This window comes from Bacillus sp. ms-22, assembly GCF_009759805.1.
Taxonomy (GTDB): domain Bacteria; phylum Bacillota; class Bacilli; order Bacillales; family Bacillaceae; genus Bacillus; species Bacillus xiamenensis.
This window is the reverse complement of record NZ_CP046653.1, coordinates 889918-903999: the sequence shown is the minus strand read 5'-3', so window position 1 is coordinate 903999 and position 14082 is coordinate 889918. Positions and strand designations below refer to the sequence as shown.

The window sequence follows — 14082 nt, the reverse complement described above, 5'->3', positions numbered from 1 at the left end:
TTTGGTTCCTATCGTTTTTCTCTCGTACCAGAGAGCATGATCGCCTGTCTAATGGCCTCTTCCATGCTCGCAGAATCAGCCTTTCCTGTCCCTGCAATATCAAATGCCGTTCCATGATCAACACTTGTACGGATAATAGGCAGACCTACCGTAATGTTCACACCTGATTCTAAGCCGAGCACCTTAATAGGCCCATGTCCTTGATCATGATACATCGCCACGACGATATCAAAATCACCTCTTGTTGTCCTAAAGAACAGAGTATCAGCTGGCAGCGGGCCAAATACTTGAATCCCTTCACCCTGTGCTCGTTCCACCGCTGGGATGATCTTTTCCTCTTCTTCTCCATTCCCAAACAGCCCATTCTCCCCAGCATGCGGATTAATGCCGCATACAGCAATTCTAGGTGCAGAGATACCGGAACGGACGAGTGTCTCATGAGCCAGCTTAATCGTTGTGTATACACGCTCTGGGTTGATTTTTAAAATGGCATCCATTAATCCAATGTGTGTCGTCACATGCACCACTTTTAAATTGGGAGCCGCCAGCATCATGGCATAATCCTCCGTACCCGTCAGATCAGCTAAAATTTCCGTATGCCCTGGGTACATATGACCTGCCTTATGAAGTGCTTCCTTGTTTAACGGTGCTGTACAAATCCCATCAATTCTTCGGTCATTCGCCAGTGTAATGGCTTTTTCAAGATATCGAAAAGCGGCATTCCCTGCTTCTTTTGAAATATCCCCTACCGGTATATCACCAGTTAAAAGCTTAAGATCAAGGCAGGGAACTGCGCCAGCTTTTACCTGCTCCGCTTCCTCGGGCTCTGTAATACTGACAATCTCCACATTTGTATCCACAAACTCTTTCGCCCTATTTAATATACTGGTGTCCCCAATCACAAATAGAACAGCTTCTTCATGTAAACGGCTTTGCTGGAAGGCTTTTAAAATAATTTCAGGACCAACGCCAGCCGCATCTCCCATCGTTACAGCAATGATTGGTTTTGACATTCGTCTTCCCCCTCTATGTTTTTCAGCACTTCTACCGCATGGAGCACAGAATCTTTTTGACCGTATGCCCCTGCTTTGGTGACCGCATATAAATGAGTATCAACGAGCCGCCCAAGCGGGATGCCGGGTTCAATTTCTTTCAGCAGCTGAATTCCCCCCGCTCCAAGCTTATGGCATATCGCACGTGCTGTATCACCGCCAGTTAAAAAAAGGCGTTTCACCCCTGTTAATTCAACAATGTCTTTTGTGATCATTCCAAGACAGACAGACAAGGTACTCCCGACCTCTTGTCTTGTCATTCCTTTTGCTTTGCCGTAAGCCAGCATCTGTTCAACGATTTCAGGCCTTGCGTCCGTATAAAGAAGAATATCTTCATCCTGACGCATAAGCAGCTGATCCATGACTGATTTTCTTTCCCACGCTTCACAGCCGTTTAATACATTTAGCGGGTTCACTTTCACCTCAAGGCAATCATGCTGATCTCGTAAGTAAGCAAACTGTTCATTTGTCTTTTGAGAAGCACTTCCTGATACGATGAGAACAGGCTCTTTTTTAGGACGAATGCTGCTTCGTTGCTTCGCAACATAAGCTGATAATGCACTAGCCAGTCCTGCTGAACCGACCCATAGCACTCTTTGATCCATCTTCATAAACAATTCAACAATCTGAGTTAAATCATTGTTCGTTTCTGCATCACACACAAACCATTGATGACCATGTTTCAATAAAGATGCGACCTCATGACTCGTGTCGGTTAGCGCTGAATGGATCGCTTGCTGCGTGAGATTTTTTGGTCTGACATTTGTCTGCTCAGCAATTAAGTCTGATATGCTGGATGTCAGGACAGGCGTTTTCGGGTCCTTTGCTGCCTCTGACAGATGAACAGGCACACCCTCCACATAATGAATGCCATAAGCAGTAGATCTTTTTGCATCGGGATAAGCGGGGGCAATGACGGCTGCATCAAACCGGCCAAGATCCATCAGTGCCTGCAGTTCAATCCCAATGTTTCCTCTTAACGTTGAATCTACTTTTTTAAAGAAAAGGTGCAAATGCTCTTGTAAAAATGGCTGCACCACTTGACTGACCTCATTGTACGCTTTTTCAGAAGGCATACTTCGTGAGTCTGTGTCGACAATCAGTACATCCTCCTCCTTGTACCGGCTGATGTCATCAAATGACGGCTTGAACAGTACGGAGGCTTTTAAGCCTGCTTTCACAAATTGAACACCGGTATCACTTGCGCCTGTTAAATCATCCGCCACAATGATTACCTTTTGCTCTAGGTTCGCTCCTTTTTTTAATAGATCGTTTGTCATTTAGACACCTCGGTCTCATTGCATATTATTCCTTTAGCTTTCTCCACAGCGTCGTACGGTTGATATTCAGCCGCTTCGCTGCTTTTGATTGATTCATATTTTCCTCTTCTAGCACCGTTCGAATAATCCGTCTTTCAATTTCATCAAGCGTGCCATGTAAATAGCTCGACAGCTGCTTTTCTTCATGTTCAGACGCAAGCTGATCAATTGCTGTCTTCGCTTTACTCAATGTGATATATCCGCTTTTTGTCGTCAGCACAAGCTCTTCCATGATCCGCTTGAACTGCCGGACATTTTCTCTAAATCTCTGATTTTGAAAGGCTTCTATCACCTCTGCTGACAGCCCGACAACCTGCGTACCATAAAGAGAATTCAGTTCGGCAATAAATAACCGGCTCATATCCTCAATATCTTCTGCCCGTTCAGATAACGGCGGGACATGAATCGTGAGCTCCTGTAAGCACATATATAGTTCCTCACTAAATGCTCCAGATTGCATCAATTTGAACAAATCCACTGTAGATGCAGCCATCCAGCGAATGTGCTGCCGATGATGAAAAAGCTGCTCGACAATGAGTGGCTGCATATCCATTGGGACACCATCAATATCCTTCAGAAAGATCGTTCCTTTTTGATGCACCGGAATGGCTTTTACATCATCCGGTTCGGTCAAACGTTTGCAATGAACCGTCATAAAGCTCTCATTTTTTCTCTCGCTCATTTGATGAATCGCAAAAGCAAGGCTTGATTTACCAGTTCCTTGTTCGCCATAGAGGCAAATAGAGCGATCCGTTTGGCTGAACGCCTTTGCCCTTTGGATCACATCTTTCATTTTTGAACTCTGTTCGGTAAAAAGAGCAAATGGATGTGCTGAATGAACAGGCGCTGCCAGCGTCCATATACGATGACCCTCTCTATTGATCACAGCAGAAGGCTTCTCAATTGTCACCAGCATCTCGCCTTTAGATAACAAACTGCCTTTGACATGCCACATGTGCTGCTGATTGGATATTTGAGAGAAGCCGTTTTGCTTTCCTTCTCGAACCGCTTTCACTGCCGGTTCAAGCGCTGGACACCATGCCACCACATCGACATGAGATGTAAACGGTGGAAATAATCCTTGTTCAGTCCATTGTTTCAATTGTTGATTGATAAAATGAAGCTGATTGTCTTGATCAATGATCAGCATTCCTTTTGACTCTTGATCAATCATTTCTCGTAAGAGGCGCTGCTCAGCTGTAGCCTCTTTATATAAACGGTACATTTGTTTTGCTTGATGGAACGCTTCCTTGACAGATTCACGGCCAGAGGTAATCAGCATGCTTTGCATCCCAAGCTCCTTGGCCGCTTTATCTGTAATCACATCCCCAAGCACAACCTGCGTTCCTTGTTCCTGTAATTGCTTTAAGAGATCCCAGACTTCTTCCTCTTTCTGCACTGTGTAAATATCAATTTTAATCCCGTATAACTCTCCAATGGTGCGTACACCTTGTGTAATATTTTCAAAACCAACAACTGCTTTTTTCCCTTGGTAATCTTTAATCAGCGTGAGGGCACGAAGCAGATCGTAACCTGATACAGGGATATCCACCACTGGAATGTTGACATGCTTTTGAATAAGCGCAGCTGTTCCTCCGCGGCTCATAATGATATCCATTCCTTGAGCCTCTGCCTGTTCTGCCAGTGCAACACCTGACCTAAGGTCTCCGACTTCAAGCTGGAATGTGATATTTTTTTCTTCTTTGGCAAGGTCGATTAATACATCTCCCAATCCTTTATACGGCGCAATACCTAGCACTTTTATATTCATGAAAAGGACCCCCATTTTTTATCTCTTCATTGTGAGACATACCTTGAGGGAGTCCAAAGGTTAACAAATTGGGACAACCCTCCAAACATCAATTATAAATGAAGCAAATGAGGGTTACAATTCACAGAAACAGGGCTCCCTTGCGGTTAAGACGTGTGATGTGTCCATTCCTCTGTCACACATACATACTTGATGGCCTGCCGATAAAAAGTAAACGCAATGTGCAGCTTCCCATCTTTTCCTTCTGTGATGGATGGATATGAATACTCTCGATTCAATTTATCCTTTGAATTGTTTGTCATGGCATAGCCATCACCGATTTCAAGGTTACGTCTGACGGGCCATGTTGCACCGTCATCCTTAGAGATGGCAAGTGTCATTGGGGCACGAGGCGTTCCCCAAAAAGCTGGTCGTGCCTCTGTATCAACAGCCGTCCGTGTATCGCCTTCATCCTCAATCTCGTCATATAAGGAGGCTCTTCTTTCTGTTTGATCATCCGCATTGATATGGTTATAAACGAGGGCGAGATGACCATTTTGGAGCACCGTAAATTGAATGGATGAGTTATTGTTCGGCAGCTCTGTCGCCTTTGGCTCGGACCATGTCCGTCCGTGATCCACTGAGCGGCTCATATAAATCGAATCAGCAAACCGGCTTCTAAAGAGGGCAATCAGGGTACCATCAGCACATTTTCCAATATTCATATGAACACAGCCCGTACTGTTTGGCACGATGACCTCTTCCCACGTCTTGCCTTGATCCGAGGAAATTTTCACAGCACTGACATCTCGGTTCCCTGTCCATTTGACACCAGGAATCGTCTTACAATAAAAGACGGGAAGGAGCCAATCATCATTATCCAGCACAACAATAGGCTGACGAATAAACGTGCCGGGCTGATCAAATAAAGTGCCAATCTCCCCCCATGTCTCTCCTCTATCCTCTGATACACGATATCTCACAATGGCCGTATCTTGATTTCCAGATAGCTGCGCTGTATAAAGCAGCCACAGCCTGCCACCTTTCTCTTGAAAAAGAACTGGATTTTGTTCAGATCGTGTAGAATCATTGGATAGCTTCACAGCCTCTGTCCATTGGTCACTTCCTTGCTTGAGCCTTGACATATAGATAGAGATATCAGGAATTCCTTCTTGTGTTCCGCCAAACCATACACATAGCACATCCCCATTATCCAGCTCAATTAGATTAGCCGCATGGTTTTGCACGCAGTTTGTTGGGAGAAAAGCTTCTTTTCTCGCGGGGTCTTGTTTATTTTGTCGTAATATTCCATCTATTTTGATCGAGACGTCTTCATTTGTCATGATAATTCTCCTTTCAGTTGTTGATCCTTTTTCGTCGGCGGGCTGATCAATCGATCAATCACCAGCACTAGGAAAGGAATGATAATCGCTACGTACATATTATCGATACCGAATGGATTATCGAGTAAATACCAAACCGTCGTAGCAATACCTGAAGCAGCAAGACCAATGGTTGCCCCTCTATTTGAATTAAAATATGGCAAGTAAAAGCCCATTGCCGCTACAACAGCGATTGATGTTCGAAGTGCTCTTGTAAAGAAGGAGAGAGACAGCAGCTCAGGCGCAAGGGCAACCCCCAAAAGCGGCACAATCCCAACGATGACAGCTACATACCGAGTAATCTTCATTCGTTGCTCAGGTGATGGTTTCATTTTCGGCACATAAAAGTCATCAATGATCAGCGTGGTTGTTGCAAGCGCAACCGTTGACACACCGACAAAGATGGATGCTACAAGAGATGTCGCCACAACAGCGCTCAAAATCGGATTCATATGCTGTAAAAAGACAGGAAACGCGTAAATAGGATCAATGTCTGGGTACAAATAACGTGCAGCGACACCGATGACCCCGATCGCAATGGCCAGTGGCAAACAAAGGAGTGCTGCATACAGGGTCGATTTCTTTGCCTCTCGTTCACTTTTCGACGAGGTGATGGCCTGAATGATAAACTGCGTCGCAAAAATGGCTCCCATGTTTCCTATAAACCAAGCTCCGATCGTTCCCCAACCGATTGTGCCATCCCATGTAAAGAAATGATCAGGCAGGCTTTGTTTCATCGGCTCAAAGCCTTTCGTTAAATAAAGTGCTACCCCTAGTGTAATTAAAATCCCCGCATACTTCACGATCGAATGAAGGATGGTGACCCATGCAACCCCTTTCATTCCTCCGAACGTAAAATAAAATGTACTGACAACCGCCGTAATGATGGCACAGGTCATTAAAGGAAGCCCAAGAATCGATGCAATGGCAGCTGAACCACTTAAATAGTTTCCTAGATTCACAAGGAGCAATGCTGCAATCATGATAACAGAGACGACCAGCTTCGTTGATTTTCCAAACTTCTGATTAATAATACCTGAAATGGTGTATTGCCCTGTTCGATAAAACTTTCCGACTAAGAAAAAGGAAAAGATAAAAAAGGCAATCGCAACTGTGATAACAGACCATGAAGCGGACAGCCCATGCGTAAATGCAGATTCTGCTGTTCCGACGGTGGATTTCGTTCCAATGAATTCACTCATTAACAAAATACCGACCACAATGGCTGGAAGTGACTTAGCTGCATTGTTGAATTCTGAATTGGACTTACTGCGGAATCGCATCGTCAGCCAAGTCGTAAACAGGATATAGATCATAATGACGATTAAAATAAATGTGATGACAGAACTGCTTAAAACATTCACTTAAAATCCCCCTTTGTGTGAAAGCCGTGTGAAGCATCTTCTTATGTCCCATCCCGAGTGACGTATGAAGAGTTAGGCGTCGAGCAGTTTCATATAGACCTGTTCAATATCAGAGACAGACATTGGCTTCGGGTTGTTGTCCATTAATCTCTTCACCGCTGAAGCTGCTTCAGCAAGTGCCGGCACATCCTCTTTTGACACGCCAAAGGCTTTGAGCTGTTGAGGAATGTGTAAATCCGCTGTCCACTCTTCAATCTGACGAATCAAATGCTCTGCAAGCGTATGCTTCGAGCCTTTTTCTTCTATCCCTATCACCCTAGCAACATCTCCAAGACGATCAATGATATGATCTGCATTAAATGCCGTGACGTGAGGAAGAAGCATGGAATTAGCGACACCGTGAGAAATCTTGTATTTTCCCCCTAACGGATAAGCCATTGCATGAACTGCTGCTGTCCCAGCACTTGTGAGTGCCATTCCCCCATACATTGCACCAACCAGCATATCCTCTCTTGCCTTCACATTCTCCCCGTGATGATACGCTTCTTGAATACTTCCTGAAATCAGCCTCATGGATTCGAGTGCGAACATATCACTGAATGGATTGGCTTTATTGGAAATATACGATTCAAGCGCATGCGTAAACGCGTCCATACCTGTAGCTGCGGTAATGGGTTTCGGTAAGTTGAGCGTAAGTACCGGGTCCAAGATCACAAGGTCAGGCAAGAGATGCGGGCTGACCATTCCGATTTTTAGTTCCTTTTCTGGAAAGGTGACAATCGCATTTGGTGTCACCTCTGATCCCGTACCAGATGTTGTTGGAATCAGAATCGTCGGAACCCCTCTTTTTCTCACAAGATTTGTACCAATGAGCGCAGAAATCGGCTGATCATTCGTTTTTAGAACAGCTAAAATTTTTGCCGCATCCAGCACACTTCCACCACCAATCCCGATGATGGCCTCATGCTCCCCTTTTAAAAATGTCTGGAATACATCCTCGATATTTTCTTCTGTTGGTTCTGGCTTAATCTCTGTGCAAATCTCACTGGCAATCCCTTTTTTCGCAAGCTCTCGTTTGATTTGGTCTGCATAACCAAGCGATACGATGGATGGCTGCGTTAAAATAAAGATCGATGTCAGTCCGCTAAGTCTTAATAAATCTAACTTCTCTCCAAGGAGCTCTAGAGAATGAGCCCCAGATACAATGTGTGATGCCGTTTGAAACTGATAATGCGTTGTCGTCATCTCTTCACTGCTCCTTTGCTGCTTTTGCTTGCGTGCGATAATTCTCGATCATGTGTGTCACAGCTTCTAAAGCCTCTCCAGACAGCTCTTTTACCGGGCTTTTTGGCGGACCAACGGGAAGTCCTGAAAGCTCTGCTGCTTTTTTTAAAGGCGCTGGTAATGTGCCTAAAGTGAATGTCGCTCTTAACGGCTGCAACTGCTGCTGAAATTGCTCACTTTGATCAAGCTCACCTTGTTGAAAAGATTCATAAAGTCCAACGACAATTTTTGGAAGAACATTTGCCGTTGCCGCAACTGCGCCTGATCCGCCGAGCTTCAATGTCTCTAAAATGAGTGAATCTGTTCCTGCAAGTACGACAAACTCTTCATCCTTTGTCACATCCAGATAAGCCTTTATATTGGCAATGTCTCCACTGCTGTCCTTAATGCCCAGCACGTTCGGCAGTGAGCTGAGCCGCAGAACCGTCTCTGGCGCAAGTGATACACCCGTTCTTGATGGGATGTTATAGAGCAGAATGGGAATCCTCACGTTTTCTGAAATGCGGCGAAAATGCTCATACAGCTCTTCTTGTGATGGCGCAACAAAATAAGGTGTGATGACTGACAGTACATCTACGCCTATATCTGCGAGCTTGTTTGACAGCCTGATCGTTGCTTCAGTGCTATTTTCACCTGCTCCAATGAATACCGGCACCCGTCCGGCCACAGCATTTACAACAGTTTCAGCAATTTGAAGCTTTTCTTCCTCTGAAAACAAATGAAACTCGCCATTTGTTCCTAAAGCAAAGATGCCGTGCACACCTGAATCAATCAAACGGTCAATGAGTTGCTTTGTCACTTCCGGATGAAAATCCTCTTCTTTTGTAAGCGGTGTCAAAATAGCTGGAATAATTCCCTTAATGTTCAAAAGATCCTCCCCTTCTGAATGTTGCATTTTTAAACACATATTCATTTAAACGCTTTCATGATTCTTATTATAAAAGTAATTTGATTTATTTAGCAACATATTTTTAGATTTTTTCAAATGTTCAGCGCATTCTTTAAAGATCTGTTGATGTTTTCAACAAAAAAAGCGAACCAGTCGGTTCACTTTTTTCTTGCAACCAATGTATGAAGAAGACGCTGCACTTTCTTTCGTACCCTTTCGTGCAAAAGAGCATCATGTTCCTTTTGCTGCGCATGAGCAGAAGCGATACAAAGATGATGGATGGGAACGCTTGTCTCTTGTTGAATGATGTGCATCAGCTGCCCCATCATTTGAACAGACGCTCCATCTGATAATGATTCTTTCAGCACAAGCCAAACGGACAGCTCTCCTTCCTGATGCATTCCATAAAGAAGGACATCTTCTTCATCATCTTGAGCCGCGTATTCCTTTGGTTCACCCGATTGTTCAAGAAACAATATGCCTTCTCTATCATCTAGCATTTCATGGAGAGCTTCAGTTCCCGTTCCGAGTGACCGTTTCCAAAAGAAGCCGCCGTTTTTCTCATGTGAGGAAAGGATGCGAAGCGGCTGTTTAATGGAAAACGTCATTCCATGTGATCCATGTGTTTTCCAGCCCTCCGCTAATTTCACACATGATCTGTCAGAAGTGGCCGCCGGCTCGATCATCAGCTGGGGGTTTGCTCGCAGTGGATGCTGAAGCGGCGTCACAACGGTTTCATACACTCGGTTTATCCGTTCAGTGGTCAAAACGTGATGCGGTTCTCCTAGCATCTCCGCCTTTCCCTCGTGAAGCAAAAGCAGCCGATCACAATACAAACTGGCGATATTCACATCATGAAACACACCGATGACCGTTAATCTAGAGGAAGAGGTCTCTTCTCTAATCAAATCGAGCAATTCTTTTTGATAGGCTAAATCAAGAAAGCTAGTTGGTTCATCCAGCAATAAATATTCAGGGCGCTGCGCTAACGCTTGGGCTAAATATACCCGTTGCTGCTCTCCCCCGCTTAATTCATGGATGGATTGATCCTTAAATTGAGCCACATCGGTTTGTTCCATCACTGTGCTGACGACCTGCACATCTTCTTTTGTGACAGATTGCAGCCATCCTTTCTGATAAGGATAGCGTCCAAACTGGACGGTTTCTTCCACCGTAAATGAGAAGGCTTGATCGGTCTTCTGCGGAAGAACAGCCAGTTTTTGCGCAAGTGCCTTTGGCCGATAGGACTGAACTGGATGGGCGTTCAGGTATACTTGACCGCTCTTTGGTGCTAAAACACCTGCGATCATTTTAAGCAAGGTCGTCTTACCGCTCCCATTTGGTCCAAGGATGCCAAGAAATTCTCCTTGATTCACCTCAAAACTCACGCCGCGAATGACCTCTTTTTCACCATATCCACCTCTGACTTCCTTCACTTGAATCATAGATGCGTCCCTCCTCTATATCTGCGAATGAGGATCATGCCAAATACAGGTGCACCAATTAATGCCGTGATGATGCCAATAGGCAGTTCCGTCGGCTCGATGATTGTACGGGATAACACATCTGCTAAAACAAGAAAAGAAGCGCCGTTTAGCATAGACAATGGGAGGAGATGCCGGTGATCCGTGATAGATAAAAGACGGATAAAATGCGGGATGACAAGTCCTACAAATCCGATCGTCCCTGACACTGCTACCGCACTGCCCGTCAGAATTGAACCAGCAAGCAGAACCACATATTTGCTCCTTGTCACATGAACCCCTAATAGCTTTGCCTTTTCCTCCCCGTACGTCATCACATTTAAATCTCGTCCCATCAGTATCAGTGCAAAGGTACCAATGAGGAAGAAAGGAAGGAAAAGAACGATATAACGCCAGCCCCTCATGGACACACTGCCTAAAAGCCAATGAATAATCTCTTTTAAATCATCACCTGTTAAAGCAATCATTAATGAAATGAGCGCCCCCAAAAACGAACTGAAAATCACACCCGTCAAAATTAAAGAGGAGATGCTCATTCCTCGATGAACAAGACGTGCAAAAAAGAGGACGAGACATAGCGTCACAAGCGCTGTTGTCATACTCAAGAAAGGCAGTGTAAAAGTGCCCATGAAAGGAAGCTGCAGGCTAAAAAATAAAGTCGCTACGGCTCCAACAGATGCCCCTTGAGATACCCCTAGTGTATAAGGATCTGCAAGAGGATTTTTTAATAAACCTTGAAAGGCTGCACCAGATAACGCCAAAGCCGCCCCTACTAATGCTGCTAATATCACTCTCGGCAGCCGGATATTCATCATGATATTGCGGTCGATCGCATCAATGCCCCCGATCTGAACTCCGAATAGTTCATGAACAAATATGCGGATAATAGAAGGAATGGGAATCCCTAAACTGCCAAATGAGATTCCCATTCCAATACTCATCGCAAGAAGGAAAACACTTAGTGCGTATGCAATGATTACTTTATTTGAACGTGTCAGGATAGATGCTTTTCGCAAGAGCCTCGACTCCTTCAACCAATCGCGGCCCCGGTCTTGATGCGAGATCCGTATTCAATTGAAAGACTTGTTTTTCTTTTACTGCTTTAATGGCATTCCAGCCATCTCTTTTTTGCAGATCAGCTAAGCTAGAACCATCAATTGTGACAATGACATCAGGATTTCGTTTGATTATTGATTCTTCCGTCATTTGCACCCAGCCAGTTTGATCGCCTGCAACATTTTTTGCGTGAATGACAGAAAGCATTTCGTCCATAAATGTGTTTTTACCTGTTGTGTAAATTTCAGGCGTCCCTGATACTTCGACAAAGACTGTTTTTTGTTTGTCTTTGGAAATGGACGCTGCTTGTTTCTTAAGGTCATTCAGTTTTGATTTCATTTCATTTATAAGCTTCGTTGATGCTTCTTTCACACCGGCTGCTTTGCCGATCATATTGATAGACTTGTACACATCTTTGAAGGAGGCTGCATCTTGAACAGTCAGCACTTGAATACCTGCATCTTCAAGCTGTTTAAATCCTTCTTTTGATCCCATTTGAGATGCATGTGCTAATACGAGGTCAGGCTTTAAGGAAATGATCTTCTCTACATTAAATTCAAGACCGCCAATCTTCTCTACTTTTTCTACTTCCTTTGGATAATTGTCAAAATCTGATCTTCCAACGATTTTATCTCCAAGGCCAAGTGCATAGGCAACCTCTGTATTACTTGGAATTAACGAAACAATCCGTTTGGGCTGTTCTTTGATTTCAACTGTTTTACCAGCTGCATCTTTGATTGAGACGGGAAAGGCCGCAGCTGCTGTCTCTTTATGTTGCGAATCACTTGCTTTTTGGTCTGTTTCCGCACCTGCACATCCTGCTAAAACACCCATCACAAGTAATAATGAAAGCCAAATGCCTGTCAACTTCTTCATGAATAAACCCCCTGCTTTATGTACTGCTTGACGACATCTCTTCCGTCAATTCTTTTCTAATTTCGGGAATATTATACTACAGTGCAGATAGGTTGTATATGTGATTTCCAAAAGCGTCTTTTCTGTTCTTATAAAAGGAAAAAGAAGACACAGGGCTAAAATAAAGTTCATTTTAGCCCTGTGTCAACAATCTGAAACAGCCTTCAAACAGGCTGTTTTCATTTCCTCTATTGGTTTATTTGTTCACCATTCATGATGACTCTCTGAAAAGAAGGAGCTACTGCATGCTCTAAAGAGAGGGGATACGTGACATCATCAATGACACAATCTTTCATTTTAAAGTGCGTGACTGGAGAATGTGGGTATGCGGCTATTTTCACACCATATCGTCCGCCGCTGCTTTTTAGCCCCTCGACTTCAATATGGCGAACGACAGGCTTGTGCGGGCCGGCATCTCCTTCCTCATACATCATGTCGATACAGACAACCTCATGCTTTAAGCTTTTGACTGTATTATTTTTAAAATAAATGTGTTCAATGGTACCGCCCCTGACAGAGTTGGTTTTGATGCGCAGTGCCCGATCGAGATTTGGGCTGTCCATGATATTATCCTCTGCATAAACATATCTGACCCCGCCAGAAATTTCGCTCCCTATCGTTACTCCACCGTGTCCATCACGCATTTCATTTCTACGAATGACAATGTTTTCAGATGGAACTCCGATTCTCCGGCCGTCCTCGTTTCTGCCAGATTTAATCGCAATACAATCATCTCCATTATCAAAGTAACAGTCTTCAATGAGCACATTGCGGCAAGACTCTGGATTTACACCGTCTGTATTTGGTCCATGCCCGATAATATTGACCCCGCGAACGATGACGTTTTCACATAACACCGGATGAATCTGCCACATCGGCGAATCCTTCACTGTCACTCCTTCAATGAGAATATTTTGGCATTGGTATGGCTGTATAAAACTGGATCTTAAATAATGTCCTTCTCCGAACACTCTTTCTTCCACTGGTATTCTTTTTTCAGCCATCTCAAACAGAAGCTGACGATCCCGATCCTGGGAGGGCTGACCATTTGTTCCATACTTCCAAGGCCACCAATGATGCTCATCACCTCTCCCGTCAAGTGTACCACTGCCTGTAATGGCCATATTTTCTGCATGGTGAGCATAAATAAGCGGTGAATAATTATAAAGCTCAATTCCCTCATATCTTGTCAATACGAGTGGTAAGTAATCGCGTGGGTCTTGACTGAATGTCACATAGGCGTTCTCATGGAGATGAAGCTCTACATGGCTTTTCAATTCAAGAGCTCCTGTCAAAAATGTCCCTTTAGGAATGACCACACGCCCCCCTTTCAAACGATGTGCGTCATCAATTGCAGACTGAATAGCATTTGTCGAAAGCACTTCCCCTTTTTCGTCTGCACCATAATGAATCACATTGAACTCACGATCGGGGAACATTGGCGCTTTTATTTGCTTTAACACATGATCCATGCCATTTGCTTCTTTGTCTTTCTTTCCTTGCTTTGCTAAACGTGCGAGTCCGATTCCGGTTAGTACTGTTCCTGCTGTGATATACATCAAATCCCGTTTTTTAGACATTTCCTCA

11 protein-coding genes are annotated in these 14082 nt (G+C 44.2%); all 11 read right to left on the bottom strand.

Annotation, left to right across the window (positions count from 1 at the left end; all coding sequences use genetic code 11):
* Window positions 1-8: 8 nt before the first annotated feature.
* Entirely contained in the window at window positions 9-1013 is a 1005-nt protein-coding gene (gene pdxA, locus GPA07_RS04600; RefSeq protein WP_157292102.1) for a 4-hydroxythreonine-4-phosphate dehydrogenase PdxA, read from the bottom strand.
* Window positions 989-2332, bottom strand: a complete 1344-nt coding sequence (locus tag GPA07_RS04595; protein ID WP_008356613.1) for a four-carbon acid sugar kinase family protein — start codon at window positions 2330-2332, stop codon at window positions 989-991. The genes pdxA and GPA07_RS04595 overlap by 25 nt, the downstream gene beginning before the upstream one ends.
* Before the next feature lie 25 nt (window positions 2333-2357).
* Complete coding sequence (locus GPA07_RS04590) at window positions 2358-4142, bottom strand: sigma-54-dependent Fis family transcriptional regulator (protein ID WP_198303839.1); 1785 nt, start codon at window positions 4140-4142, stop codon at window positions 2358-2360.
* A 146-nt stretch (window positions 4143-4288) separates the two neighbouring features.
* Window positions 4289-5464: a sialidase family protein gene (locus GPA07_RS04585; RefSeq protein ID WP_071168631.1), complete on the bottom strand. Its 1176-nt coding sequence runs from the start codon at window positions 5462-5464 to the stop codon at window positions 4289-4291.
* Entirely contained in the window at window positions 5461-6867 is a 1407-nt protein-coding gene (locus tag GPA07_RS04580; RefSeq protein ID WP_071168630.1) for a sodium:solute symporter family protein, read from the bottom strand. Before GPA07_RS04580 ends, GPA07_RS04585 begins: the two co-directional genes overlap by 4 nt.
* Window positions 6868-6939: 72 nt before the next feature.
* Window positions 6940-8112: an iron-containing alcohol dehydrogenase gene (locus GPA07_RS04575; protein WP_157292100.1), complete on the bottom strand. Its 1173-nt coding sequence runs from the start codon at window positions 8110-8112 to the stop codon at window positions 6940-6942.
* 4 nt (window positions 8113-8116) lie between these two features.
* A complete protein-coding gene (gene dapA / locus GPA07_RS04570) occupies window positions 8117-9019 on the bottom strand; it encodes a 4-hydroxy-tetrahydrodipicolinate synthase (protein WP_157292099.1) in 903 nt (300 codons plus the stop codon).
* Between the two features lie 179 nt (window positions 9020-9198).
* Window positions 9199-10485: a heme ABC transporter ATP-binding protein gene (locus tag GPA07_RS04565; RefSeq protein WP_157292098.1), complete on the bottom strand. Its 1287-nt coding sequence runs from the start codon at window positions 10483-10485 to the stop codon at window positions 9199-9201.
* Window positions 10482-11540, bottom strand: a complete 1059-nt coding sequence (locus GPA07_RS04560; RefSeq protein ID WP_157292097.1) for a FecCD family ABC transporter permease — start codon at window positions 11538-11540, stop codon at window positions 10482-10484. Before GPA07_RS04560 ends, GPA07_RS04565 begins: the two co-directional genes overlap by 4 nt.
* The gene (locus GPA07_RS04555) at window positions 11506-12456 is read right to left on the bottom strand and encodes an ABC transporter substrate-binding protein (protein WP_157292096.1); all 951 of its coding nucleotides are present in this window, start codon (window positions 12454-12456) and stop codon (window positions 11506-11508) included. The genes GPA07_RS04560 and GPA07_RS04555 overlap by 35 nt, the downstream gene beginning before the upstream one ends.
* 227 nt (window positions 12457-12683) lie before the next feature.
* The gene (locus GPA07_RS04550) at window positions 12684-14075 is read right to left on the bottom strand and encodes a glycoside hydrolase family 28 protein (protein WP_008356594.1); all 1392 of its coding nucleotides are present in this window, start codon (window positions 14073-14075) and stop codon (window positions 12684-12686) included.
* Between the last annotated feature and the right edge of the window lie 7 nt (window positions 14076-14082).

Bases quoted from the DNA above. Each gene is read 5' to 3' on its own strand.
- pdxA (WP_157292102.1), bottom strand. From the start codon at position 1,013: ATGTCAAAACCAATCATTGCTGTAACGATGGGAGATGCGGCTGGCGTT.
- GPA07_RS04595 (WP_008356613.1), bottom strand. From the start codon at position 2,332: ATGACAAACGATCTATTAAAAAAAGGAGCGAACCTAGAGCAAAAGGTA.
- GPA07_RS04590 (WP_198303839.1), bottom strand. From the start codon at position 4,142: ATGAATATAAAAGTGCTAGGTATTGCGCCGTATAAAGGATTGGGAGAT.
- GPA07_RS04585 (WP_071168631.1), bottom strand. From the start codon at position 5,464: ATGACAAATGAAGACGTCTCGATCAAAATAGATGGAATATTACGACAA.
- GPA07_RS04575 (WP_157292100.1), bottom strand. From the start codon at position 8,112: ATGACGACAACGCATTATCAGTTTCAAACGGCATCACACATTGTATCT.
- GPA07_RS04565 (WP_157292098.1), bottom strand. From the start codon at position 10,485: ATGATTCAAGTGAAGGAAGTCAGAGGTGGATATGGTGAAAAAGAGGTC.
- GPA07_RS04555 (WP_157292096.1), bottom strand. From the start codon at position 12,456: ATGAAGAAGTTGACAGGCATTTGGCTTTCATTATTACTTGTGATGGGT.
- GPA07_RS04550 (WP_008356594.1), bottom strand. From the start codon at position 14,075: ATGTCTAAAAAACGGGATTTGATGTATATCACAGCAGGAACAGTACTA.